Source organism: Sedimenticola hydrogenitrophicus, assembly GCF_029017505.1.
Classification (GTDB): domain Bacteria; phylum Pseudomonadota; class Gammaproteobacteria; order Chromatiales; family Chromatiaceae; genus Sedimenticola; species Sedimenticola hydrogenitrophicus_A.
In genome coordinates, this window is the sequence record NZ_JAQGEI010000041.1 from 1 (window position 1) to 25,557 (window position 25,557).

A 25,557-nucleotide genomic window follows, 5' to 3' on the forward strand; every position below is an offset into this window, starting at 1 on the left:
TAAAAGTTGTAATTTTCCGTGTCTTCTGTGTGCTTCCGTGGCTAATGATCAAGGTCGTCTAACTGGGCAGCCTGGTGGATGTTGTTGCGACTATCGCTTAGTATCTTCCCCTCGCAACTCAATCATCCCTCAGCAGCCGGACCCATGAGACCGCTCTACACCTTCATTCTCTATCTCAGCCTGCCACTGGTACTGGCTCGCCTCTACTGGCGCAGCCTGAAGAATCCGGATTACCGCAGGCGCATTCCGGAACGCTTCGGCAGGCTGTCCACGCCCATGGTCAAGGGCTGCCTGTGGCTGCACACGGTTTCGGTGGGCGAGACCCAGGCGGCCGAACCGCTGGTGCGACGGCTGCAGAAACAGTTCCCCGACCTGCCGATTGTGCTCACCACCACCACACCCACCGGTTCCGACCGGGTGAAAAGGCTGTTTGGTGATTCGGTGATTCATACCTATTTCCCCTATGACCTGCCGTTCGCCATCAACGGGTTTCTCAAGACCCTGCAGCCCCGGCTGCTGGTGATGATGGAGACCGAGGTGTGGCCCAACCTGCTGGCGCTGTGCGAGCGCCAATCCATACCGACCGTCTTGGCCAACGCCCGCCTGTCGGAACGCTCCGCCAGGGGCTATGCGCGACTGGGTCCCTTTACCCGGGAGACCTTCGGCCGTATCGGTCTGGTGGCCGCCCAGTCGCCGGCGGATGCGGAGCGCTTTCTCGGCCTGGGGCTGCCATCTGATCGGGTGCGCGTCACCGGCAGCATCAAGTTTGATATACGCCTGCCGGCGAGTCTGCGGGAGCAGGCGGAGGCGATGCGACGCACCTGGGATGGTCGTCCGGTCTGGGTGGCGGCCAGCACCCGGGAAGGCGAGGATGAACAGGTTCTGGATGCTCACCGCAAGGTGCTGCGGGCGTTGCCCGAGGCGCTGCTGGTGCTGGTTCCGCGCCACCCGGAACGCTTCGACAGGGTGGCACTGCTGTGTCAGCGCGAGGGCTTCGTAGCGGCGCGTCGCTCGACCGGTGAGGCCTGTGGTCCGGGGACCCGGGTGCTGCTGGGCGACACCATGGGTGAACTGACCCTGTTTCTGGCTGCGGCGGACGTCGCCTTTGTCGGTGGCAGTCTGGTGCCGACCGGCGGGCACAATGTGCTGGAGCCGGCCGCCCTGGGGCTGCCGGTGGTGTTCGGTCCACACATGTTCAACTTCGCCATGATCAGCCGCATGCTGCTGGCCGAGGGTGCGGCGCTCGAGGTGACCAGCGCCGCTGCCCTGGCGCAGGTGGTGACCAGCTGGCTCGCCGATGCCAGCCTGCGGGCGCGCTTCGGCGAGAACGGCCTGCGGGTGGTCGAGGCCAATCGCGGGGCGCTGGAGCGGCTGTTTGATATTATTCGCGGCTATCTGACGATAAGGGGGATTTGACTGGCCGGTTAATCGGAAAATTCTTACTCTCGCTATACCAAATGTCTCTATATCAGGATCCCTTAAATGACTAGGATGTCATTTCTTTCGTGGATCCATATTACAAGGAGCGTATCAATGAAGTGTCTTAAATTGTTTGTCACAACCGCGTTGCTGCTGGCCTGCGTCAGTGGTTTTGCCGGGCCGGTGAATATCAATACCGCCACCGCCGAGCAGATCGCCACCGAGTTGAAGGGGATTGGTGATTCCAAGGCCCAGGCCATTGTGGCGTATCGAACCGCGAATGGTGCGTTCAAGTCCGCCGACGACCTGGCCATGGTCAAGGGGATTGGCGAGAAGACCGTCGCGGCCAACCGGGAAAATATCCTGATTGGTGATTCGGAAAAGTAGTTCGGTTATTGGCAAGCAAGGGCGCCCAGGTAATGGGCGCCCTTTTTTTATGATTCAGGTAAACGGTGGATGCGCTGTCGCTTATCCACCCTACATCCGAGCATTTTGTAGCATTTCGTAGGGTGGATAAGCCGGTAGGCGCATCCACCAACAGGGAGCCGGTATGAGCAATTATCGTCGAGCTTATGTTCCCGGTGGCACATACTTTTTTACCGTTGTTACTCATCATCGCGTCCCGGTATTTACTAATGAAGAACATGTTGAGGTGCTCAGGCAAGCCTTCCGCAAGGTCATGGCAGCCCGTCCATTCGCAATCGATGCGATGGTCGTCCTGCCTGAACACCTGCACTGTATCTGGCGTATGCCGGAAAGCGATGCCGACTACTCTTCCCGTTGGCGGGAAATAAAGAAAGCCACGTCACGTCGCATTCGTACAATCACCAATACCCGCAATGAGCGAATGCTGTGGCAGCGAAGATTCTGGGAGCACGCTATACGTGATGGGGAGGATTGGCGCAGGCATGTGGATTATATTCATTACAACCCGGTGAAACATGGGTTGGTGAAACGCCCCGGGGATTGGCGGTGGTCGTCTTTCGGCGGCGCTACCAGCAGGGGGTGGTATGAAGCGTCCTGGGGTGCCAGTGAACCGGCGAGTATCACAAGTATGGATTGTGAATGATAAATGGGGTTTGTTGCATCGAAATGGTGGATGCGCCTACCGGCTTATCCACCCTACAGAAATGCTTAAATGTAGGGTGGATAAGCGACAGCGCATCCACCTTCCCCGATCTAAAATACGAACTTACGAATCACCGGTGCGTTGGTCAGCGGGGCGATATCGGTCTCGAACAGTGCCTCGCTGTGCCATTCGTTTTCGCTGGTGCGGGTCACCAGGAAGGCAGTCATGGCCGGGCTCTGGCCAATCACCACGAACAGCCGGCCGCCGATGTTCAGGCGCTGCTTGAACGCCTCCGGCATCTCCGGCAGGGAGCCGGTCACGGCGATGGCGTCGAAGCGGCCGCTCTCGATGTCGTCGCTCAGGCTGTCGGTGGTGCGCAGCTCGACATTGTCGATCTCCAGTTCCGCCAGCCGCTGCCGTGCCTGTTCGGTGTAGGCCGGGTTGATCTCCTGGCTGATCACCTTGTTGCCCAGCTTGGCCAGGCAGGCGGTTAGGTAGCCGCTACCGGTGCCGACCTCCAGGATGTTGTCGGCGGGCTGGATGTCCAGCGCCTGCAGCAGCCGCCCCTCAACCCGTGGGAACATCATCTTCTGGCCGTCACCCAGGGGGATCTCGATATCCGCGTAGGCCAGCCCTTTGTAGCTGTCGGGCACGAAGCGATCCCGCGGCATTTCGCCGATCAGGTTCAGTACCTTGGGATCGAGAACCTCCCACGGGCGCACTTGTTGCTCAACCATGTTGAAACGGGCTTTTTCGTAGCTTGAGACGATCATCTGATTTACCTGGCACTCGGGTTGAAAAGGTGTCGAGGGCGACAAGCCTACTCAGTTTAGGTTGATCAGGCAAGTCTGACATGCTAAGCCGCTGCCATGTAACTGTTTTCTGTTATTCACCAAGTCGGGTCTGGTAAGAATGGCACTTACTTAAGGCGAATTGCAGGATTTTCGTTATTCCGGCGCAGGCCGGACAAAAGCGCGAAGCGCGTTGAACGACTGAAAGTCGGCCCGAAGGGTGAGCGAAGCGAATAATCCAGGAATACCGCCACCATTAAGCAGTCTGGATCCCGGCCTGCGCCGGGATGACGGTGGTTTTTGGCTTAAGTAAGTGCCATTCGGGTCTGGTAGGATAGAGCTATCCGCTCCGCGCCTTGCGCACGCGTCCGTTTTCACCGGTTGAGGTACTCATGACCATGCACTGGAATCAACTGCTCTCCCGTAGCCGCCTCGGGAGTGATCTAGCCCAGGGGGGGACGACGGCCCGGACCGATTTTCAGCGTGACTTTGACCGCATTGTCTTCTCCTCCGCGTTCCGCCGCATGCAGGACAAGACCCAGGTGTTCCCGCTCTCCCGGGTGGACTATATCCGCACCCGCCTGACCCACAGCCTGGAAGCATCCAGCATCGGCCGCTCACTGGGCACCCAGGTGGGGGAGCAGGTGATCGCACGCCGGGGTCTGAATGGCTTCGAGGCCTCCGATTTCGGTGATATCTGCGCCGCCGCCTGTCTCGGCCATGACATCGGCAATCCGCCGTTCGGCCACTCCGGGGAAGACGCCTTCCGCAGTTGGGCCAATGACGCCCCCTACGGCCAGCGCCGGGTCGCCATGCTGCAGGACAGTGAGCGGGAGGATTTCACCAGCTTCGAGGGCAACGCCCAGGGCTTCCGTATCCTCACCCGGCTACAGAATCCGGACAATCCGGGCGGCCTGCAGCTGACCTGCGCCACCCTGGCGGCCTTCACCAAGTATCCCCGGGAGTCCTGTCTGGGGGGTGGCCGTTATCCCGGGGTCAGCGCCAGGAAGCAGGGCTTTTTTGTCGAGGATCGTGCGGCCTTTGAAGCGATCGCGGCCCAGGTCGGGCTGATCCGGCGGGACGGTTCCCGTGCCGTCTGGTGCCGGCACCCGCTGGCCTTCCTGGTGGAGGCGGCGGATGACATCAGCTATCGGGTGATCGATATCGAGGACGGGTTCCGGCTCGGGTATTTCACCTTTGACGAGGTGATGGGGCTCTATCTGGACATCCTCCGCGAGCCGGAAAAACCGCGCCAGCGGATGCAGGCCATCCGCGACAGCAAGGGCAAGGTGGAGTTTCTCCGCGCCAAGGTGATCAACGAGGCGATCAGTCAGGCGATGGACTGTTTCCTGGATAACGAGGAGGCCATCCTGGGCGGCCGGTTTGACGAGCCGCTGCTGCATCAGTTCCCCCGGCGGGCCGCCATGGACCGGCTGATCGAGGTGGCCAAGGAGCGTATCTACCAGGCGACCGAGGTGGTGGAGATCCAGGCCGCCGGTTTCCAGGTGATCGGCGATCTGTTGGAGCGTTTCATCCAGGTGCTGGACGACCTGGCGGAACAGGGTGAACAGGCCTCGGCGAAAAGCCGCATGATCTCGCGTCTGATACCGGAGCAGTTCATCGGCCCGGAGCGCGTCCCCTCGCCCAACGTCTACACCCGGCTGCTGCGGCTGACCGATTTCGTCGCCGGCATGACCGACTCCTATGCGGTCTCCCTGTATAAGAAGCTTACCGGCATCTCCTTGCCCAATGCTTAAGCAGCCATCCCGTGAATGCTTCGTCCGCTGGGTCGGCGGCTGGCCTGGCTGTAGCGCGTTCCGGCTGTCGGGTTACGCCTTCGGCTAACGCGACCTACGGCTACCGCGGCTGCCTCGACCAAGGAGCGGCTTTGCCGCGAAAAGCCTTCGCGCCAGAGGCGCTCCTACAAGTGATTCACCAAAATAAATCAACACCAACAAATAACCAGGACAGGGCCTTTTTCAAGGGGGAGCGGCGGATTTTTTTCATAATGTGTACCCCGTCTGATTTTCGAACCTGTACGTCGGGATGGCTTAAAGAACCGGATGCCCCGGTCGCTACATCCGCAAACAATCACCCTAACGAACACCAAGCGCCGTTTCCGCCCCGGTAATGTCCCATGCGCTTCCACCCTGCGTGGTTGCCGATGGGGCAGGGGGCGGTACGGCCGGGTGTGCGAACTCGAGTTCTGCAGAGTAGTGGATGACCGATAACAATAACCTGGATGATAAAATTGATCTGGCGCCCGTGGTGCTGGATCAGTGCAGTATCGGTTTGTTCGTGCTGGGGGCGGACGGCCGCATCGTCAACTGGAATCGCTGGATGGTAACCGCCTCGGGTATCGGCGTGGCGTCCGCGCTGGGTCGTCTCCTGGCGGATCTGCTGCCCGAGGTTTCCGGCTCCACGCTTGAGCAGGCGATCGATGCCGCCGGATCGCAGGGGGACTCGACGGTGTTGCACGCCGCGTCGGGTACCGCCGTGTTGCCGCTTCCCCGGAGGGCGGCCGGGGGCGCCCATCAGATGGTCATCGTCAAGCCCCTGTTGGCCAAATCTCACCATGTACTGGTGCAGGTGTTTGATCAGGGCGATCTCCCGGGTGAAGCTTCCCTGCCGCCGCGGATGGCGGAGCAGCCGGGGGCGAAATCGGGGGCGGAACTGGCCACCCTCTCCATCCTTTCCGCCATCGCCGATGCCGTGATCACCACGGACCTGCATCGCAACATCAGTTATATGAACGTGGTGGCGGAAAAGTTGACCGGCTGGCGACTCACGGCCGCCATGGGATTGCCGCTGGCGCGGGTGTTTCAGGTGATGGACGAGGGGGCCGCGCTGTTGCACGGCGCCATCGAGCGTTGCCTGGCGACCGGTACCCTGGCTGGTGGCCAGCGTCAGGAGTTGATCCTGGTGCACCGGGATGGTATCGGCATCGCCGTGGAAGCGTCGCTGGCGCCGATCTGCGATGAGCAGAAGAATATTCATGGCGTCGTCCTGGTGTTCCGCGATGTCAGCCACGCCCGCAGCCTGGCGGCCCAGGTCAGCTGGCAGGCGTCGCACGATACCCTGACCGGTCTGGTCAACCGGGGCAGTTTCGACGACCGCCTGGATGACCTGTTGCGGGATGCCATGGCGACCGGGCGCATCCATGGCATGCTCTATCTCGATCTGGATCAGTTCAAGATCGTCAACGACACCTGCGGGCATGTGGCGGGCGACGAGCTGTTGCGGCAGATCGCCACCCGGCTTTCGCAGCATATCCGCACCGGCGATACCCTGGCGCGTCTGGGCGGTGATGAATTCGGTGTGCTCCTGGTCGATTGTTCGGAAGCCGTTGTGTTGCGCATCGCCAACAAGATGCGCCAGGCGATCATGGATCTGCGCTTTGCCTGGGATGACAAGGCCTACGCTATCGGGGTCAGCATCGGGGTGGTCGCCATTACCGCGGAGAGCGAGCGCGCCGAGCAGGTATTGAGCGCGGCGGACACTGCCTGTTATGCCGCCAAGGATGGTGGTCGCAACCAGGTGCATGTGTACCGCCCGGATGCCGGTGAAGCGGCCCAGCGCCAGGGTGAGATGCATTGGGTGGCCCGCATCCACAGTGCCCTGGAAGAGGATCGGTTCTGTCTCTATGTGCAGCCGATCGTGCCGATCGACCAGCGTTCGGCGCACACCGGTCATTGCGAGGTGCTGATCCGGATGCGCGATGAGGCGGGTGCATTGGTGCCGCCGAACAAGTTCATCCCGGCGGCCGAGCGGTTCGGCCTGATGCCGAGGATCGATCGCTGGGTGGTCAACCAGCTGTTCAATCTGATCGGGCGTGAGCATGAGACCCTGGTGCTGGGGGGCTACTGTTTCGCCATCAACCTCTCCGGCGGTTCGGTGAATGATGAAGACACCCTGACCTATATCGGCGAAAAGCTGGTTGAGTTCAGGATTCCACCGGGGATGATCAGTTTCGAGATCACCGAAACCGCCGCCATCGCCAACCTGGCCTCGGCCAGTTATTTTATCCGCACCCTGAAGCAGGCCGGCTGCCTCTTCTCCCTGGATGATTTCGGCAGCGGCCTCTCATCGTTCGCCTATCTGAAAAATCTGCCGGTCGATTTTCTGAAAATAGACGGTGCCTTTATTCGCGATCTGGCCACCGATCCGATCGACCGCGCCATGGTCCAGGCGATCAATCAGATCGGCCAGGTGATGGGGCTCAAGACCATTGCCGAGTTTGTGGAGAATGACCAGGTGCTGGGTCTGTTGCGGGGTATCGGTGTGGATTTTGCCCAGGGCTACGGCATCGCCCGGCCGATGCCGCTGACCGATCAGGCGGGCCGGCTGCTGCTGGGAAAGTGAGGTGTTTGTTGCCTGATCGCCAGCCTCCGGGCTATGTGGTCAGGCAAATGGTGGATGCGCCTACCGGCTTATCCACCCTACAAAAGTGATCGTTGACCGGATGTAGGGGGGATAAGCGACAGCGCATCCACCAACAGGAGCCGGCAGGAGCAATTTTCGTCGAGTTTACCTTCCCGGCGGCAGATACTTTTCTACAGTCCGATCAGCAGGCGGATGGCGTCGAGCCGCACCCGCGAGGCCGCCAGGTGACTGTTCAGTTCGCTCTGGTGTGCGCGCAGCAGATCGATGTCTGCCTGGCGGATATAGGGATTGACCCGGTGCAGGGCATCGAGGCGATCGATCTCTTCGGCATAGTAATCGTTCATCATCGTCTCCGCCTGGCGCAGCCGTTGCCTGGCCTGGCCGGCCATGTTTTGCTCGCCCTGGGTGATCATCGCCTGGATCGGCTTGCGCAACGGGGTGACGATCTTGTGGATGACCGGCTTGGGCAGGGTGTGCAGGGCCGATTCAAGGCCGGTATCGGCGACGGCGTCGCCGCGCTCGGCCAGGCGCTGGTCGACCACCGTGCGCAGCAGCGTGGGGGGCAGGAAACGCGCCGCCTGCAACACGCCGGGGGCGGGGCATTCGAGCACGAACAGCATCTCCAGCGCCAGCGTTCCCGAAGGCACGGCCGGATGGCGTATGCCCATGGCGGCACAGTTGCCGCGTCCGCTCTCCAGGAGCATGTCCATGGCGTCGTGCACCATGGGGTGCTCCCAGGTGAGAAACAGCCACTGCTCATGGGTCAGCGCAGTGCCCCGGTCATAGGTCAGGGTCGTCCCTTCTTGTGGCAGGTGGGGGAAGTGCTCGGTCAGCATATGCTGACCGGGACGGATCACCAGGCTCTCGCTGGAGTGGGGCTCCGCCTCCACCCCATAGGCGGCGAACAGCTGGTCCATGTAATCGCCCAACGCCGATGTGCGGTCGATCAGGGCGAGCTGCTGCACCAGCCGGTCGGCATCTTTTTCCCGACACGAATTCAATTCCAGCAGGTGGTCGCGGCCGTTTTTCAATGCCGCGCCGATCTGTGCGTGCAGTTGACGTGTCCGTGTCAGCAGCCGCTCCAGATCGGCCGGGTTGTCCGGGTGGGTTGCGTAGGCTTGGTGCAGGGCGGGACCCAGCTGCTCCAGCAGCTGTTGTCCCGCCTGGCAGGTGTGCACGAAGGCGTTGAGCCCCTCGTGATACCAGCGCAGCAGCACCTCCTGGGCGCTGTCCCGGAAATAGGGGGCGTGCAGCTCGATCTGACGCTTCTGGCCGATGCGGTCCAGCCGGCCGATGCGCTGTTCCAGCAGGTCCGGGTTCTCGGGCAGGTCGAACAGGATCAGGTGATGGGCAAATTGAAAGTTACGCCCCTCGCTGCCGATCTCCGAACAGAGCAGGATCTGGCAGCCCTGTTCGTGATCGGCAAACCAGGCCGCCGCCCGGTCGCGTTCGATGATGCTCATCCCCTCGTGAAACAGGGCGGCATGCATGCCTTCACGGATCCTCAGCGCCTGTTCCAGGTCCATCGCGGTGCCGGCGTGGGCGCAGATCAGCAGCAGTTTCTCGCCCCGATAGCGCTTCAGCAGGGTGATCAGCCAGTCGACCCGCGGGTCGTGGCGCCACCACTCGGCGCCGGACTTGCCGCGCAACCCGTGCTCCGGTTGCAACTGCCGCGAGGGCGCTGCAGCGGCCTGTTCGGCGGACCGGTAACGGGCCGGCAAGTCGAGTGGATAAGCGTGGAATATCCGCGGAGCAAAACCCTTGATCCGCTCGCGGGTATTACGGAACATGCCCCGGCCGGTGCCGTGGCGATCGAGCAGCAGCTCGGTCAATCGATCCCTGGCCTGGCGTTGTCGTGCGGGTGTCCCATCCGGCTCCCGGATCTCCGCAAGCAGCGGGGCGGCCTGCGCCTCCCCCAGCGTCTCCAGCAGACGTGCGGCATCCGCTACGGAGAGCGGTGTGTCGGCGATCAGGCCGGCGGCGGCATCGGCGATGGACCGGTAGTGGGCCTGCTCCTGCCGAAACTGCGCCAGGCTGGGAAAGCGGTCCGGGTCGAGCAGCCGCAGGCGGGCGAAGTGCCCGTCGCGGCCCAGCTGTTCCGGGGTTGCGGTCAGCAGCAACACCCCCGGGATGCGGCCCGCCAGCGACTCGATGGCCTGATACGCCGGGCTGGGGTTCGCTTCATGCCACACAAGGTGGTGGGCCTCGTCCACAATCAGCATATCCCACTCGCCCGCGAGGGCCTGGGTCAGCCGCTGCGGTGAGCCGGTGAACAGATCCAGGCCGCAGAGCACCAGCTGTTCGGTGAGAAAAGGATTCTCGCCGTTGATCGACGCCTCGATCTCCGCACAGCGCGGCTCGTCAAACAGGCTGAAGTTGAGGTTAAACCGGCGCAACAGCTCCACCAGCCATTGATGCAGCAACGGCGGCGGCACCACGATGAGGGCGCGGTGCGCCCTTTCAGTGAGCAGCTGGGCATGCAGGATCAGGCACGCCTCGATGGTCTTTCCCAGCCCCACCTCGTCCGCAAGCAGTATCCGCGGGGCGAGCCGGCGGCTCGCCTCATGGGCGATATAGAGCTGATGGGGCAGCAGTTCGGTACGGGCGCCGCCCAGGCCGATCAGATCGGACTGTTTCAGCGACTGTTGCTGGAGCAGCGTGGCCTTGCGCAACTCGAACCAGATGTTGCCGTCCGGCTGGCCGGCGAACAGCCGCGCCTGCGGACGGTTGAACTGCATGAAGGCACTGATTGACTGTTCACCGAGCCTGGCTGCCTGGCCGCTCTTGCCTGTCCCAGAACAGGTACCGGCGTAGGTCAGCAGGCCACCGCGCTGCGCTACCGACTCCACCGTCAGGTCCCAGCCCTGGTCGGATTCGATGGTATCGCCGACCTGGAACCGCACCCGGGTCAGCGGCGCGTTGTCGGCGGCATAGGTCCTGGACTCGGCGGCCGCAGTGAAGCGCAGGGTCAGAGTGCGGCCCGTGGTTCCCGTCACCATGCCAAGGCCCAGTTCAGGTTCGGTATCGCTGATCCAGCGCTGTCCCGGGATGAAGTCGTGTTCTGCCATGGCGGATTCGGTCCGTGTTTTTCGAGGGCGGAAGGATACGCCCATCGGGGACGATTTTCTATTCGTCCGGCAGGGATTTAGCAATTCTAAATATGGCCTTCAACAGCTGTTTAACTATCCAGGTCCGATTAGAATGGCACTTACTTAAGGCGAATTGCAGGATTTTCGTCATTCCGGCGCAGGCCGGAATCCAGGAATACCGCACCATTAAGCAGTCTGGATCCCGGCCTGCGCCGGGATGACGGTGGTTCTTGGCTTAAGTAAGTGCCATTCAGGTCCGATTAAAAGGAACCACAGATGGACACAGATTCACACAGATAGGAGATCAGAATCCTGAATCTGTGTTTATCGGTGTGAATCCGTGGTTCTCCAGGGGGCGAGGTCCGGCCTGGATCTAACCATGGAAAGTTTATGGATTGACAGCTATGTGAAAATGATAGTATAGATGCCTGCTTTTCCATGCGGCCCCTGGATAAGAGACCGAAGGGTATCGAGTTCGCCGGGTCGGGTATACTCAACTGACAAAGGTACTGTACAAGATGAAAACCATTGCTATGCTCGCAGGCGCTGCCCTGCTCTCACTGGGTCTTGCTGGTAACGCCGTTGCGGCTGATGGTGCGGCACTCTACACTTCCAAGGGCTGCGCCGCCTGCCACGGGGCTGATGCCAAGACCCCGATCATGCCGGCCTATCCGAAACTGGCCGGGCAGAATGCCCAGTACGCGCTGAACCAGATGAAGGACATCAAGAGCGGTGCCCGTAACAACGGCCAGACCGCCGCCATGAAAGGCATCGTCATGGGTGTCTCCGATGAGGAGATGCAGGCGATCGCGGAGTGGCTGGCCGCTCAATGATCCCCCAATGATCGGGCGCCTCGCGGCGCCGGTGAACGCAGTATAAAAAACGCCGGGCTCGCCCCGGCGTTTTTTTGTCCAGGGATGGATTTATGCCGCGAAGGCCGCTCTGTTTCAAGATAACCCGTAGGGGCAACCCCCCGTGGTTGCCCTTGGAACGGTATGGTGCCCGATCCGGGCAGGCACGGGGACCTGCCCCTACATCCGGCAGATCAACGCCGGCGCTGGAACGGATACAACCGGCCCGATCACGACTTCAGCGAGGATGGGTGGGGGAGGCGCGACGCAACCCATCGATACCATTGGTAAGTTTGCAGGGTGGATAAGCGACATCGCATGCCCTCCTCAGGTCCGTAAACGGTACAGCCATGTACCACTCCTCACTGCGGCCGCTCCCGGCCATCCATGGCCTCCACGGCATAAGTCCATCCCTGGACAAAGCATTGGTGGATGCGTCTACCGGCTTATCCACCCTACATCTGACTGCGGGGTGGCCCATCTGTGTCCATCCGTGTGGATCCGTGGTTCGTAAAAGAGGTCCGTAAACGGCACATCCCTATACTACTCCTCACCCCGCATCAACTTCGCACCCATTCTGAAATTCACTGAAAAACAGCGAGCTGATAAATGTCAGAGGCGAAGGCTACTTTTGTGTTATTTGCCACAATCTTCTTGGCATATGCCTTCTTGATTGACTTTGATCAATGATTTCGCCCCTACTACGGCGCAACATGCCGCTGCTATTTCAACAAAAGCGCAGTCTAGCGCAAGAATAAAGTCCTAAAACGGAGACGTGTCTCATGAAAGTGAACAATAAGCGAGCATTGTCGCTGATGCTGGGCCTGGCGATGGGGCTGGGCGCAACGTCAAGTGCATATTCTCAGGCGTCGCTCGAAGATGTCATGAAGGCTCGCGGCCTGACGCAGAAAGATCTGCTGGCCGCGGCCAAGACCTACACCCCCACCGGCGGCCGTGACGAGTATCTCGTTTTCGCCTCCGGTGGACAGAGCGGTCAGGTGATCGTATACGGCATCCCGTCCATGCGTATCCTGAAATATATCGGCGTATTTACCCCGGAACCCTGGCAGGGTTACGGCTTCGATGACGAGTCAAAGGCAGTACTGGCACAGGGGCGCATCAACGGCAAGGACATCACTTGGGGTGATACCCATCATCCCGCGTTCTCCGAGACCGAGGGTGAGTACAACGGCCGCTTCCTGTTCATCAACGACAAGGCCAACCCGCGGCTGGCGGTGATCGATCTGCACGACTTCGAGACCAAGCAGATCGTGGTCAACCCGTTCTTCAAGTCCGAGCACGGCGGTGCCTTCGTTACCCCGAACACCGAATATGTCATGGAGGCTACCCAGTATGCCGCGCCCTACAGCAAGGACTTCGTGCCGCTTTCGGAATTCAACGAAAAGTACCGCGGTGGTCTGACTTACTGGAAATTTGACGACAAGAAGGGACGTCTGCAGCCGGATCAGTCGTTCACCTTCGAGCTGCCGCCCTACAGCCAGGATCTCTCCGACGCGGGTAAGAATGCCTCCTACGGCTGGGGCTTCACCAACTCGTTCTGTTCCGAGCGCTATGTCGGCGGTATCGAGAAAGGGCGTCCGCCGTTCGAGGCTGGCTGCTCCCAGAAGGATACCGACTTCCTGCACATCACCAACTGGAAAAAGGCGGCCGAACTGGTTGCCGCCGGCAAGGTGGAAAAGCTCAACGGCTCTTACATGATTCCGATGGCCCAGGCGATCAAGGAAGAGCTGCTCTATCTGGTACCCGAGCCCAAGAGCCCGCACGGTGTTGACGTCAACCCGGAGGGTACCCACATCATCGTCTCCGGCAAGCTGGACAGCCATGCCTGGGTGTATAGCTGGGAGAAAATCCAGAAGGCCATCGCCGCCAAGAAGTTCGAGGGACAGGATCCCTACGGCATACCCATCATCGCCCTGAAGGATGCCTTGCATACCCAGGTTGCCGTGGGTCTCGGTCCGCTGCATACCCAGTATGACGCCAAGAAATGTACCGTTTACACCTCCATCTACGTGGACTCCATGGTTACCAAGTGGGACTACTGTGAAGGCAAGGTGCTGGATCAACTGCACATCCACTACAACATCGGTCACTTGCTGGCGATGGAAGGTGACTCAGTCTCTCCGGACGGCAAGTATCTGGTTTCGCTGAACAAGCTGGCGATCGATCGCTTCAACCCCGTGGGTCCGCTGCATCCGCAGAACCACCAGTTGATCGATATCAGCGGTGACAAGATGCAGCTGCTCTACGATATGCCGCTGCCCCTGGGCGAACCGCACTATGCCGTCGCGATCAAGGCCGACAAGCTGAAACCGGTCGTGCGCTACCAGTCCGGCTGGAACAGCCGCGCCGACGAACGCTCTCCCTACCGGACCCGCGCCGGTCGTGAGAAAGTGGTCAAGGAGGATGGTGTAACCCATGTCTACGGTACGGTGATCCGTTCGCACATCACGCCGGAGATCATTGAAGTGGAAGAGGGCGACACCGTCTCCATCCACCTCACCAACCTGGAGCGTGCCCAGGACGAGACGCACGGTTTCGCACTCTATGGCCAGAGCGTGAACCTGTCGATCGAGCCGGGCAAGACCGTCTCTTACACCTTTACCGCGGAGAAGGCCGGTGTCTTCCCGTACTACTGCACCGAGTTCTGCTCCGCGCTCCACCTGGAGATGCAGGGTTACCTGCTGGTCACGCCGAAAGGCTACCAGGCCAAGGCTGGCACCATGGTGGAAGGTGAGCAGTACACAAAGGCCGATTACGAAAAGCAGGTCAAGACCAACGTCGAGACCCAGGCCGTGATCGATTCCGTGGTCGCCTTCATCACCAGCCACAACTTCAAGGACTTCCCGCCGGTTGTGGCCCTGGTTGAGGATGCCACCGAGCAGCTTGGATTCGCCGATGAGGCGAAGAAAAAGGCCGAAGGCTTTGCTGCCAAGGGTGACTTCCAGAATGCAACACTCTGGGCCGGTCAGTGGTGGCAGTATCAGGTGAAGACTGCCGATATGGGTCTGCGTGCCAAGACCTATCTTGAGCAGCACGGTGCTGTTAAGGTGGAAACCAAATAGTCTGTACCAGGCTTAGGTTATCAACCTGAAAGGGGGAGGGGCTCTTGCTAGGGCCCCTTCCCCTTTATTTGCCCTAAACCATATATGTAGTGAGGTATTTGTTATGAGCAAAATCAGAAGACTGGCCGTTGTCATGAGCGCGGTGGCGGCGCTAATGACCGGGGCAACGGCGGTTGCCGCGGATGGCGCGGCACTCTTCAAGGCCAAGACCTGCTGGTCCTGCCACGGTAAGGATGCCAAGACACCGTTGATGCCTTTTTATCCTTCGCTGGCCGGCCAGAATGCCGACTACGCCTTCAACCAGATGAAAGACATCAAGTCGGGGGCGAGATCCAATGGCCAGACGGCCGCTATGAAAGGGGTGATGGGTCTGGTGAACGAGGAGGAGATGCGTATTATCGCCGATTGGCTGGCTACGCTGCAGTGAAATCCGGCCGGAAAATTGCCCTTTAATTGATAGTTCTCAATGCAACAAACCCGGCTGTTATGAGAGACTTTCAACCAGTGTTACAGACTGATCAGGGGGCGGTTTCTCGCCAGATTAAATGATCGAGGTGTTTGATTTGTATCAATGAAGTCTAATATTCATTGTGGCAACCTCGCGGCGTCCTTAGCGGATGTCACCCTTTGTCGATCGGCAATCCAGTCGATCAGATCAGTTAATCAGATTAGGGCCTGTCGCAAGGCAGGCAACAAACCAGTACTGTGATGGTGCCTGTCCCGCAGGGACCGTCAGGAGAAATGTGATGAGTGTAAAACCCGTACTTACCAGTTTAACCGCTGCCGTGGCCATCAGCCTGAGCTTCGGTGTCAGTGCTGCCGATACCTCCAGCTGGAGTAAAGGCACAGTGAGTGGCGAAACGGACCAGGCCATGCATCTTGAGCCGGATATGGAAAACGGCCGGGATATCTATGAGGTCTGTTCCGCCTGCCACATGCCGGAGGGCTGGGGCATGACCGACGGTACCTTCCCGCAGCTGGCCGGCCAGCATCGCCCGGTGCTGATCAAGCAGCTGGCGGATATCCGCGCATTGAACCGCGATAATCCAACCATGTATCCGTTCGCGCTGCCCGAGTCGATCGGTGACGAGCAGGCGCTGGCCGACGTGACCGCCTATATCGAAAAACTGCCGATGAACCCGGAGAACGGCAAGGGCGAGTGGGCGGAAGGCACCCCCGAGTTCGCGCAGGGCAAGAAGCTCTACGACGACAACTGTGTGCGCTGCCATGGCGAGCATGGCGAGGGCGACAAGGTGAAGTTCTATCCCCGCATCGAGGGGCAGCACTACGCCTACATGCTGCGCCAGTTCGAGTGGATCCGCGACGGCAAGCGCCGCAACGCCAACCCCGACATGGTGGATCAGATCAAGAACTTCACCGATAAGGACATGGCCATGGTGATCAACTATGTCTCCCGTGTGCCGGTGAAGAAGGAAGATCTGGCCCCCTCGGCCGACTGGAGAAATCCGGACTTCGATTAATCCAGCCACACCTCCCGGCCACGGGGCGTCGCGTTTGCGAAATCCCGGGGCCGGGTGACCGCCTGCCCATTTCCAACAGCTGATGTCTCTCGCCATGAATGCAGTAACCAGTACAAAACAGACAATCATCGTGGCCGCCCTGGGTGTCGTCGCCCTGGGTCTGATGGTCGTGATCTTCTACTCTCCGATCTGGTGGGTTTCGTTGACGGCGCCCAATTATCCGGAAGAGGCGTTTCCGGATGGGGTGCGCATCCACTTCCATATGAACGGCGTTTTCAACGGTTGCCAGAAGGTCAACAAGGCGGAGATCCAGGAGGATGTGGCCCTCGACTGCGTGCATGAGATGGATACCATCAACCACTATGTCGGTATGTATCCGATCGCGGCGGGCGGCCCGGTTGAGCGCGGCTTCGGCCAGTTTCTGATGACCTTCATGGGTATCATGCTGGTGGGCTTTATCTGTGTCAGGCCCAAATTGCGCATGGCCATCATGGGGGTCGCCTTCGCCGGGCTGCTGGCCTGGATGTACCTCACGATCTACGCAGAGGACGGGTTCGCGCTGCAGAGCGCGGGTTATGTCGAGGCGATGGTGACCTCGCTGGACCAGGAGGCCGGTGCCGAACAGGAAGAGCCGGAGATCGTGATCGGCGGTATTGTCGGGGTACTGAAAAAGTCCCTGGAAGATTCGGGCGTGGTGGTTGATCTGCCTTCGGACAAGACGGCGTCCGCCAAGGCGGCGGTTTCCGACAAGCAGCACATGATCGAGCAGCTGAAGCTCACCTATGAAAAGGACCTGGAGCACGGTCGGGTCACCGAGCCCTGGAACGGCAGCAGTTTCCAGGTGATGACCTGGCATTATGGCAAGAGCCTGGGTCGCTACTTCAACAACCCGGAAGAGATCGTGCCCATGGTGGCCAATCTCAAGATTGCCCTGCATGTGGCGTTTGCCGGTCTTGCCGGGGCGATGCTGCTGCTGGTGTTCGGCGCGCGCAAGAACGGTGGCATACTCTACTGGCTGCTGGTCCTGGTGCCGATGGCGCTGCCGCTGTTTTTTATCATCGACTATGCCGCCTGGCTCTGGTGGTATGGCCATACGTTGAACGCCATGGGCGCCTTCGCGGTCAAACCTTTTATGCCCACTGTGTTTGGCGATGGTAAAGTGGCGCAGTTCGCCACCCACTCCTACCCCTATATAGGCTTCTTTATCATGCTGCTGCTCTCTCCCATCCTGGCGGTGGCCGCGCTGGTGCGGAAGAGGCAGTTCAAGGATGCTGAGTAAATAGCCCACACACCTCCGTGTGATCCGCTTTGAGCGCACGGGGGTCTGTCGATTCCAAGGTTGAACGGGCACGAAATTAACGAGTCTGAGAGGGCTGTGCCCACGTGCTTCCGAACAAAGACACTTCCGAACCAAAATCCATGTGTACCCTGCGTCATATTGCCGCATTACTGTTGTTCCTGCTCCCGGCATGGTTATCGGCCGCCGAGTATCCCTCGTTTCAGGCACTGGTGGATGCCGCCAACGAAAATGATCTGCTGATACCCCCACCGGGAACCTATGCCGGTCCGGTGTCGATCGAAAAGTCGCTGGTCATCGATGGCCAGGGCAAGGTGGTGATCGATGCCGGTGGCAAGGGCTCGGTCATCTACCTGGACGCGGACGGGGTCACCCTGAAGGGGCTGCGCCTGACCAATTCGGGTAATTCCCACAACGACATCGATTCCGGCATTCAGGTGCGCGGCAATTTCAATGTCATCAAGGACAATGTGATCGACAACAGCCTGTTTGGTATCGATCTCGGGCAGGCGGAAAATAACATCATCCGCCGCAACCGCATCTCCTCCAAGCCGGTCGAGATCGGTATTCGTGGCGATGCCATCCGCCTCTGGTACAGTTTCAATAACAAGATCACCGATAATATCATTCGCGACTCGCGCGATATGGTGGTCTGGTACTCGAAAGATAATCTGATTGCCCGCAACGATGCCCGCCGTGGCCGTTATTCCCTGCACTTTATGTATGCCCAGCGCAACGAGGTGGTGGAGAATCACTATGAAGACAATCAGGTGGGCATCTTCCTGATGTACAGTGACAGCGTGGTGATCAGGAACAACTACATCGCCCATGCCATCGGCCCGACCGGTATGGGCATCGGCTTCAAGGAGACCTCGGATGTGGATGTGCATGACAACCGCATCCTCTACTGTGCCACCGGTATCTATCTCGATATCTCCCCCTACGATCCGGAGGCAACCAATCGGCTGACCGGAAACCTGATCGCCTTCAGCGGCATCGGGGTGCAGTTCCTGAATGACTGGAAAGGCAACATCCTGGAGCGCAACCGGTTCAAGGGAAATATCACCCAGGTCACCGTGGGCGGCGGCAAGACCGCCAAACGCAATCACTGGAACGGTAACTACTGGGATGACTACGAGGGGTTCGACCGTGACTTGGACGGGGTGGGTGACCGACCCTACGAACTCTACAGTTATGCCGACCGGATCTGGATGGACGTACCCTATGCGCAGTTTTTCAAGGGTTCACCCGTCCTGGAGGTGCTCGATTTTCTTGAGCGACTCGCCCCCTTTACCGATCCGGATATGATCTTGCGTGATGAAAAACCGCTGATGTCCGCGGAGGCAGTGCAACAATGAACGAGCAGAGCAAACCGAAAAATCCCGCGCCGAAAAAATCTGCCAGGAGAAAGCTTAATCCGAAGCAGCTCGAACAGAACCGGCGCGAGTTCCTGAGAAGCTCCGCGCTGGCCGTCGGCATGATCGGGTTCTCCCTGGTCGGACTGTTGCCGGTGGTGCAGGGGAAGACCCTGGCATTACGTCCGCCCGGCGCGCTCAAGACTCCGGCCGATGAGAGCGACTTTCTCGCCGCCTGTATCAAGTGTGGTCAGTGCGTGCAGGTCTGTCCGGTCAATGCCATCAAACTGGCTGAACTGGACAAGGGCGCGGGTATCGGCGTGCCCTATATCGATGCGCGTGCCCAGGCATGCGATTTCTCCTGCGACGGCCTGCAGTGCGTGCTGGCCTGCCCGACCGGGGCGTTGACCCATGATCTGGACTATCCGGCGGATTCCCGCATGGGCTACGCCCGGCTGGCCGAGCCGCGCAAGTGCCTGGCGATTCAGGGCAAGGGATTCAAGGGGCAGGCGCGCGGTCCGGACTACCAGGGGATTTTGCGTTACGACGACGTGGACCGTTGGAACCCGATCCCGGTAGCCGACTATCCCTACGATCTGGAGTTGTGCGACCTCTGCGTGCGCCAGTGTCCGATCGAGATCCGCATAGCCCAGTGCGCGGAGGAGGAGGCCGCCAGGGAGCAGAACAAGGATCGGGTTGCCCAACGCCAGGGCAACGAGTGCCCGCCGAAACACGCCATCGCCCTTGAGCCGATTGTCAGTGAGGACGGGATCCGGCGCATGAAGCCGGTGATTCTGGATGGCTGTGTCGGCTGCGGTGTCTGCGAAATGATCTGTCCCCCGGAACCGCCAGCGATCGTTATCGACATCCTGCAGGACGCCGATCACATCGGGGGTGTCTCATGAGCTACATCACGGAATCCCTTCGCCAGCTGTACGGCAGCGAACCTCGGCGCCCGGAAAAAGCAGAGATTTCGCCCGAGGCGCAGGCGATCCACTTGTTTAAAAAGCAGAATCCGTTCGACGCAATTGCCTTCGAAGCCCATCGCCAGGCACATGCCAAGGATGCGAAAAAATGGCGTAACCGGCGCTGGGCCACCCTGCTTGTGATCAACTTGCTGTTTCTGGTCTCCTACTACTTCGATATCCAGTTGCTGGAGGGGGCGCTGACGGCGTCGCGCTTCATGGGTTTCCATATGGCGGACCTGAACTCCGCCCTGCAGGTGACCCTGGCGTTCAAGCATATGGTACTCAACCTGGTGATCGGTACCGCCACCATCTTTGTGCTCTGGCTGCTGCTGGGTGGGCGTACCTTCTGTTCCTGGGTCTGCCCCTATCACCTGCTGTCGGAGTGGGCGGAGAAGCTCCATCTCTATCTCGCCGACAAGGGGCTGGTGAAGGATCGTTCCTTCAATCGCAAGGTGCGTTCGCTGTTCTACCTGATCTTCGCCCTGCTCGCGCTGCTCAGCGGCTACACGGTGTTTGAGACCATCTCGGTGACCGGTATCGTCAGTCGGGCGCTGATCTACGGTCCCGGCGTGGCCATGATCTGGGTCGGCCTGGTGCTGCTGTTCGAGGTGTTCTACTCGCGCCGCGCCTGGTGCCGCTATGTCTGCCCCATCGGTATCACCTATGGCGTGGTCGGCGCGCTGTCGCCCCTGCGGGTCAAGTTTGTGCTGAAGGACTGTCATCACGAGGGCGACTGCCGCAAGGCGTGCCTGGTGCCCCACGTGCTGGACATGACGGTGAAGGGCAAGGCGGTGCATACCGAGGTGGATGTCAGCGCCGACTGCACGAGGTGCGGCATGTGCGTGGATGTCTGTCCCACCAACTCACTGCGGTTCGAGATCAAGGGGCTCGGAAAACACCTTTGAAATGGGCTTGTGGTCCAGGACGACGTCATCTAAACACGCAACTGCTTGTTAGAGAGGATCTGCCTGCTTGATTGACGGGATGCCGTAAACCCATCCCTGGGGGCTTGCCGTGGCCATCCATGGCCGCGGACACCCGTCAATCAAGCAGGCAGATCCTCGTCCCGCTCAGCATTAGATGACGTGACCCTGGCTTGCGGTGCGTTTTGATTTACATCATTGCCAGGATAACTCAAACTCATAGACTATCCGGGTTGCCCAGCAGATTTACCTTCTATTCACGTAGTGGTCACGGATTCAAATATCAGGTTCATGAATGATTGAGTTTCACAACGTCGTAAAAAGATTCCGCCGTCATGAAGTACTGAAGGGCGTCGACCTGACCATCGAGCGCGGCCATCGGGTTGCCCTGGTGGGGTCCAATGGCGCTGGCAAGACCACGCTGATCCGTTGTCTGCTGGGTGAATATACCTGCGAAGGTTCGGTGACGGTGGACGCACTGGCGCCACGCGAGCATCGCCGCGCCGTGCTCTCCAAGGTGGGTTTTGTCCCGCAACTGCCGCCACCGCTGAAAATGCCGGTCGGGCAACTGATCCGCTTCGCCGCCAGCGTCTGTGATTCCGATCCGCAACGAATGACCGATGTGGCCACCCGCCTGGGGCTGGACACGGAGCGTTTCCGCCACCAGCCCTTCGTCAAACTCTCCGGCGGCCAGAAACAGAAGCTGCTGATCAGCATCGCCCTGGGGCGTGACAGCGAGTTGCTGGTGATGGATGAGCCGGCGGCCAACCTGGACCCCGAGGCACGCCACATCTTTTTCAGCCTGCTGGCGGAGAAGAAGGATGAGGCCGCCATGATCATCTCCAGTCATCGCCTGGACGAGGTGGCCTCCCTGGTAAACCGGGTGATCGAGATGGATCAGGGGCGGGTGGTGCTGGATGATCGGGTGGCCGATCTGGTGGAGCTCTCCAGTCGTCTGCACTGCCGTATCCGGCTGATCCGCCCCGAGGCGCCCTTTGCCAAGGCCATCCAGGAGTGGGGCTTCAAGGGGTCGGTGGACGGTCGCGAATGGAGTGGCCAGGTGGCCGGTCCGGACCGGCTGCGTTTTCTCGGCGTCCTCTCCCGCTACGCGGCCCTGCTCTCCAGCATCGACATGCGTGAAGCCGAGACGGCGAAGGATTACGAGGCGGTGGTGAATGAATAAGGGCTCGAATGGCACTAAGTTAAGGCAGGCGTCCATTTTTTCGTCATTCTGGCACAGGCCGGACAAAAGCGCGAAGCGCGTTGAACGACTGAAAGTCGGCCCGAAGGGTGAGCGAAGCGAATCATCCATAAATTCACCACGGATGCGGGTTCTGGATGCCATCCTTAGGTCCGTAAACGGTGCATCCCTGCACCACTCCTCCGGCATGCGCCGGGATGACGGAGGCTCTGGGTTTAACTTAGTGCCATTCATTAAGGGCTTCACCCTGCTGTTCGCGGGGCTGCTGACGTTGCTGGTCAGCGCCTGCAGCGGCGATCCGGGGACCGGTCCCGGCGAGGTGAAGTGGGACCGGGACGCCTGCGAGCGCTGCCGCATGGTGCTCAGTGACCGAAATCACGCGGCGCAGATCCGTTATTTTCCGGCCGACAAGAAGCGCTCGAAACTGATGAAGTTCGATGATATCGGCTGCGCGGTTATCTGGCTGGAGGACAAGCCCTGGAAGGATGACCAGAAGACCCAGATCTGGGTGACGGACATCAACGGTGGCTGGATCGACGCCCGGAACGCCACCTATGTCAAAGGCGATTTGACACCCATGGAGTACGGCCTCGGGGCGCAGTCTCAACCGGTCTCGGGTGGACTCGATTTCGCCCAGGCGAAGGCGCATATCTTTGCCGTTGAGGAACGTTTCAACATCCACGGCGTGGATCTGCTGAAACGACTGGAGGAGCGACAGGGGAAGCAGCCGGGGAAGGTCCAGTCGGGCCGCACCGATTCCCATAACCATACAGCGGGTGAGACCAATCAATGAAAAATTGGCAGGATAGACAATTTTCACGGCCGCAGGCCGCCCGTCAGGGTGCGGCACAGGGAGGTGCCGCATGAAACATCTCTGGTTAACTGCGTACGCCGATATCGTCGAGTCGCTGCGGGCGCGCTGGTTCATGGTCTACACTCTGGTGTTCGGCGGTCTGGTGGTGGTGCTGTTCGCCTACGGACTGGCCGAGTCCCGCATCATGGGTTTCACCGGGCTGTCGCGGCTGCTGCTCACCTATATCCAGATCTCCATGGCCATCCTGCCGGTGTTCGTGCTGATCACCACGGTGCGTTCGGTGGCCGGGGATCGCGAGGCCGGGGTGTTCGAGTACCTGCTGTCGCTGCCGATCAGCCTGGCGGCCTGGTTCTGGGGCAAGATCTTCGGGCGTTTCCTGGTGGTGTTCCTGCCGGTGCTGCTGGCCATGGTCGGCGCGGTGATCTGGGGCACCATCAAGGGCGTCAACGTCCCCTGGGATCTGTTTATCTATTACACCGGCCTACTGATGGCCCTGGCCTGGTGTTTCCTCGGCATCGGCATGCTGATCTCCACCCTGGCACGCAGCTCGGATGTGGCCCAGGGCGCGGCCTTCGTGGTCTGGTTAACCCTGTTGCTGTTTCTCGACCTGATCCTGCTCGGTATCCTGATCCAGGAGCAGCTGCCGGCCGAGACCGCGGTGGCCATTGCCCTGGTTAATCCGATGCAGGTGTTCCGCACCGCCACCATGATGCTGTTCGATCCGCAGCTGGTGCTGCTGGGTCCCTCCGCCTACGTCATCCTCGATACCTTCGGCCAGAAGGGTTATATCGCCTACGCGCTGCTCTACCCCATCCTGGTGGGTACGGCCTGTGCCGCGCTGGGTTTCCTCCACTTCCGGCGCAGCGATCTGCCCTGATCCGGATAGGAAAATCCAGTCGCCAAAGAATGTGAATAAACTTGCCGACGCAGGATGCCGGTGAGGCAGGAACCGCATCAAGACGTATCGCGAGGAGTGGTGCATCCTTGCACCACTCCTCGCGGCTTAATGAACAGTTTTCAATCCTGATTGAGTCGGGCGGGTAATCGGAAACTTTTTGCGGCATATCACGCAACGTCGCGTGATATGCCGCGCCACGCTGCCCCGCTCGGCGGATCAATCCCAACTCCCCGGCATCCATTGACGGCCATCAATTGCGGTACTATTCGATTGCTCTAACATCGCGCTCTGATAACACACGAGGTATTTTGTGGCGAAATCGACAACCCTGCTCTGGGCCATTGCCGGGGTGCTGTTCCTGGCCCTGGCCGGCGTGGCGGCCTACAAGGCGCTGCCGATCCTGAATCCCGAGGTGGGGGGGATGGCCGTCCTGGACAGTGACTGTGACCTGCGCGCCGGGCCCTGCCAGTCTGATCTTCCCGGCGGCGGCCGTGTCAGCTTTGCCATCAAGACCCCCGGGATCCCGCTGGTGAAGCCGCTCGATCTGGAGGTGCGCCTGAGCGGGGTGGAGGCGAGCCAGGTCGAGGTTGATTTTGTCGGCATCGGCATGAACATGGGATTCAATCGTCCCCGGCTGAATGCGCAGGGGGGCGGGGTGTTCGCGGGTACGGGGATGCTGCCGGTCTGTGTGCGGGTGGCCATGGAGTGGGAGGCGCGGGTGCTGATCACCAGCCCGCGCGGCCTGCTGGCGGCGCCGTTCCGCTTTATTACGGTCAAGGATGGGGTTGCACTGCCGGGAGGTGAGCGGTGAAAAGGGGCGTGTTGGGCGGGGTGGTAGTGCTGGCTGGCGCGCTGATCTGGCTGCTGTTTTTCTGGCAGCCTCGGGTCGGACATGAGGTGCCGGCGGCCACCTCGATGAATCTTGCCGAGGCGCCCAAGGGCGGTGATTTTGTCCTGAACTCCTATAAGGGTGAGATCGACACCCGGTCCCTCCGGGGCAAGGTGCTGATACTCTATTTTGGCTATACCTGGTGTCCGGATGTCTGTCCGACCAGTCTCGGTTTCCTGAGCGCGGCACTGGACCAGCTGAGCGCGGCGGAGTTGGGCGAGGTGCAGACGCTGTTTATCAGCGTCGACCCCGAGCGCGACAGCCTGGAGCACCTGAAGGGTTATGGCGAATATTTTCACCCCGGCATACTCGGCGTCACGGGTACCCACCAGCAGTTGGGCCGGGTCGCGGCCCTGTTTGGCGCTGCCTATCGCCATGTCGAGCAGCCTTCAGCGACCGATTATGTGGTGGATCACTCGGCCGATCTCTATTTGGTGGACCGGCAGGGGCGGCTGCTGACCACCATCCGCCACGGCACCCAACCGGATGGGATCCTTAGCGCCATCCGCGCGGCACTCAATAACAACTGATTTTTCAACAGGAGAGAGAGAATGCGTAACACCTTCTATTCAGCCGTGCTGGTATCATCCCTGCTCGGTTTCCCGGGTCTGCTGTCCGCCGCCGAGGCGGATCAGGTAACGGCCGCCGACGCCTATGTGCGTGCCGTCCCCCCGGGGCAGCCGAACAGCGCCAGCTTCATGACCCTGACCAATGCATCTTCCGGCGACATCGTACTCAAGGGTGCCGAGAGCCCGGCCGCCAAGGTGGTGGAATTGCACACCCATACCATGTCCGACGGCATGATGCGGATGCGCCAGGTGGAGCAGATCGACCTGCCGGCGGGCCAGAGCGTCAAACTGCAGCCGGGCGGGCTGCATGTGATGATGATCGGGCTGCAACAGAAGCTGGTGCCGGGCGAGCAGATCGACCTGGCGCTGGTATTCGGGGACGGTAGTAAGTTACAGCTGAAGGTGCCGGTGGTGAAACTGCAGATGAAGATGCAGGATGCCGGTATGCAGCACAAGATGTAGTTTCTACGGTCGTAG

21 protein-coding genes are annotated in these 25,557 nt (G+C 60.3%); 19 read left to right on the forward strand and 2 right to left on the reverse strand.

What is annotated here, in order from left to right; all coding sequences use genetic code 11:
• Window positions 1-144 precede the first annotated feature (144 nt).
• From waaA to O9K64_RS20180, 3 genes are all read left to right on the forward strand, one after another.
• A complete protein-coding gene (gene waaA, locus O9K64_RS20170; RefSeq protein WP_275099909.1) occupies window positions 145-1,416 on the forward strand; it encodes a lipid IV(A) 3-deoxy-D-manno-octulosonic acid transferase in 1,272 nt (423 codons plus the stop codon).
• Window positions 1,417-1,533: 117 nt separating this feature from the next.
• Window positions 1,534-1,806 carry a ComEA family DNA-binding protein gene (locus O9K64_RS20175; RefSeq protein WP_275099910.1) on the forward strand — a complete coding sequence of 91 codons (273 nt, stop codon included), beginning with the start codon at window positions 1,534-1,536 and terminating at the stop codon, window positions 1,804-1,806.
• A gap of 163 nt (window positions 1,807-1,969) precedes the next feature.
• On the forward strand, window positions 1,970-2,488 hold the full coding sequence (locus tag O9K64_RS20180) for an REP-associated tyrosine transposase (RefSeq protein ID WP_275099911.1): 519 nt from the start codon (window positions 1,970-1,972) through the stop codon (window positions 2,486-2,488).
• A 110-nt stretch (window positions 2,489-2,598) separates the two neighbouring features.
• Here O9K64_RS20180 and O9K64_RS20185 read toward each other — a convergent pair whose 3' ends face one another.
• The gene (locus O9K64_RS20185; protein WP_275099912.1) at window positions 2,599-3,261 is read right to left on the reverse strand and encodes a protein-L-isoaspartate O-methyltransferase family protein; all 663 of its coding nucleotides are present in this window, start codon (window positions 3,259-3,261) and stop codon (window positions 2,599-2,601) included.
• A gap of 410 nt (window positions 3,262-3,671) precedes the next feature.
• On the opposite strand from O9K64_RS20185, the gene O9K64_RS20190 reads away from it, so the two are divergent.
• Together O9K64_RS20190 and O9K64_RS20195 are read left to right on the forward strand one after the other, a co-directional pair.
• Entirely contained in the window at window positions 3,672-5,036 is a 1,365-nt protein-coding gene (locus tag O9K64_RS20190) for a deoxyguanosinetriphosphate triphosphohydrolase (protein WP_335342325.1), read from the forward strand.
• Between the two features lie 463 nt (window positions 5,037-5,499).
• Complete coding sequence (locus O9K64_RS20195; RefSeq protein WP_275099913.1) at window positions 5,500-7,641, forward strand: bifunctional diguanylate cyclase/phosphodiesterase; 2,142 nt, start codon at window positions 5,500-5,502, stop codon at window positions 7,639-7,641.
• A 191-nt stretch (window positions 7,642-7,832) separates the two neighbouring features.
• Here the strand turns inward: O9K64_RS20195 and rapA are convergent, their stop codons facing one another.
• Entirely contained in the window at window positions 7,833-10,730 is a 2,898-nt protein-coding gene (rapA, locus tag O9K64_RS20200) for an RNA polymerase-associated protein RapA (protein ID WP_275099914.1), read from the reverse strand.
• Window positions 10,731-11,269: 539 nt separating this feature from the next.
• On the opposite strand from rapA, the gene O9K64_RS20205 reads away from it, so the two are divergent.
• From O9K64_RS20205 to O9K64_RS20270, 14 genes are all read left to right on the forward strand, one after another.
• Complete coding sequence (locus O9K64_RS20205; protein ID WP_275099915.1) at window positions 11,270-11,584, forward strand: c-type cytochrome; 315 nt, start codon at window positions 11,270-11,272, stop codon at window positions 11,582-11,584.
• A gap of 800 nt (window positions 11,585-12,384) precedes the next feature.
• On the forward strand, window positions 12,385-14,685 hold the full coding sequence (nosZ, locus tag O9K64_RS20210; protein ID WP_275099916.1) for a Sec-dependent nitrous-oxide reductase: 2,301 nt from the start codon (window positions 12,385-12,387) through the stop codon (window positions 14,683-14,685).
• A 103-nt stretch (window positions 14,686-14,788) separates the two neighbouring features.
• A complete protein-coding gene (locus tag O9K64_RS20215) occupies window positions 14,789-15,112 on the forward strand; it encodes a c-type cytochrome (RefSeq protein WP_275099917.1) in 324 nt (107 codons plus the stop codon).
• Window positions 15,113-15,431: 319 nt separating this feature from the next.
• Window positions 15,432-16,166 carry a c-type cytochrome gene (locus O9K64_RS20220; RefSeq protein WP_275099918.1) on the forward strand — a complete coding sequence of 245 codons (735 nt, stop codon included), beginning with the start codon at window positions 15,432-15,434 and terminating at the stop codon, window positions 16,164-16,166.
• Between the two features lie 94 nt (window positions 16,167-16,260).
• Window positions 16,261-17,445: a hypothetical protein gene (locus tag O9K64_RS20225; RefSeq protein WP_275099919.1), complete on the forward strand. Its 1,185-nt coding sequence runs from the start codon at window positions 16,261-16,263 to the stop codon at window positions 17,443-17,445.
• Between the two features lie 140 nt (window positions 17,446-17,585).
• Entirely contained in the window at window positions 17,586-18,821 is a 1,236-nt protein-coding gene (gene nosD, locus O9K64_RS20230) for a nitrous oxide reductase family maturation protein NosD (protein ID WP_275099920.1), read from the forward strand.
• Window positions 18,818-19,723 (forward strand): 4Fe-4S dicluster domain-containing protein, encoded by a 906-nt coding sequence (locus O9K64_RS20235; protein ID WP_275099921.1) that lies wholly within the window; start codon window positions 18,818-18,820, stop codon window positions 19,721-19,723. Before nosD ends, O9K64_RS20235 begins: the two co-directional genes overlap by 4 nt.
• Window positions 19,720-20,691 (forward strand): NapH/MauN family ferredoxin-type protein, encoded by a 972-nt coding sequence (locus O9K64_RS20240; protein WP_275099922.1) that lies wholly within the window; start codon window positions 19,720-19,722, stop codon window positions 20,689-20,691. Before O9K64_RS20235 ends, O9K64_RS20240 begins: the two co-directional genes overlap by 4 nt.
• A 313-nt stretch (window positions 20,692-21,004) precedes the next feature.
• Window positions 21,005-21,892: an ABC transporter ATP-binding protein gene (locus tag O9K64_RS20245; protein ID WP_275099923.1), complete on the forward strand. Its 888-nt coding sequence runs from the start codon at window positions 21,005-21,007 to the stop codon at window positions 21,890-21,892.
• Window positions 21,893-22,133: 241 nt separating this feature from the next.
• Entirely contained in the window at window positions 22,134-22,703 is a 570-nt protein-coding gene (locus O9K64_RS20250; RefSeq protein ID WP_275099924.1) for a nitrous oxide reductase accessory protein NosL, read from the forward strand.
• 70 nt (window positions 22,704-22,773) lie between these two features.
• Window positions 22,774-23,601: an ABC transporter permease gene (locus tag O9K64_RS20255; protein WP_275099925.1), complete on the forward strand. Its 828-nt coding sequence runs from the start codon at window positions 22,774-22,776 to the stop codon at window positions 23,599-23,601.
• 331 nt (window positions 23,602-23,932) lie between these two features.
• Window positions 23,933-24,433, forward strand: coding sequence for a hypothetical protein (locus tag O9K64_RS20260; protein ID WP_275099926.1), 501 nt, complete (start codon window positions 23,933-23,935; stop codon window positions 24,431-24,433).
• Window positions 24,430-25,041 carry an SCO family protein gene (locus tag O9K64_RS20265; RefSeq protein WP_275099927.1) on the forward strand — a complete coding sequence of 204 codons (612 nt, stop codon included), beginning with the start codon at window positions 24,430-24,432 and terminating at the stop codon, window positions 25,039-25,041. Before O9K64_RS20260 ends, O9K64_RS20265 begins: the two co-directional genes overlap by 4 nt.
• A 21-nt stretch (window positions 25,042-25,062) precedes the next feature.
• Complete coding sequence (locus tag O9K64_RS20270; protein WP_275099928.1) at window positions 25,063-25,542, forward strand: copper chaperone PCu(A)C; 480 nt, start codon at window positions 25,063-25,065, stop codon at window positions 25,540-25,542.
• The last annotated feature ends 15 nt before the right edge of the window (window positions 25,543-25,557 follow it).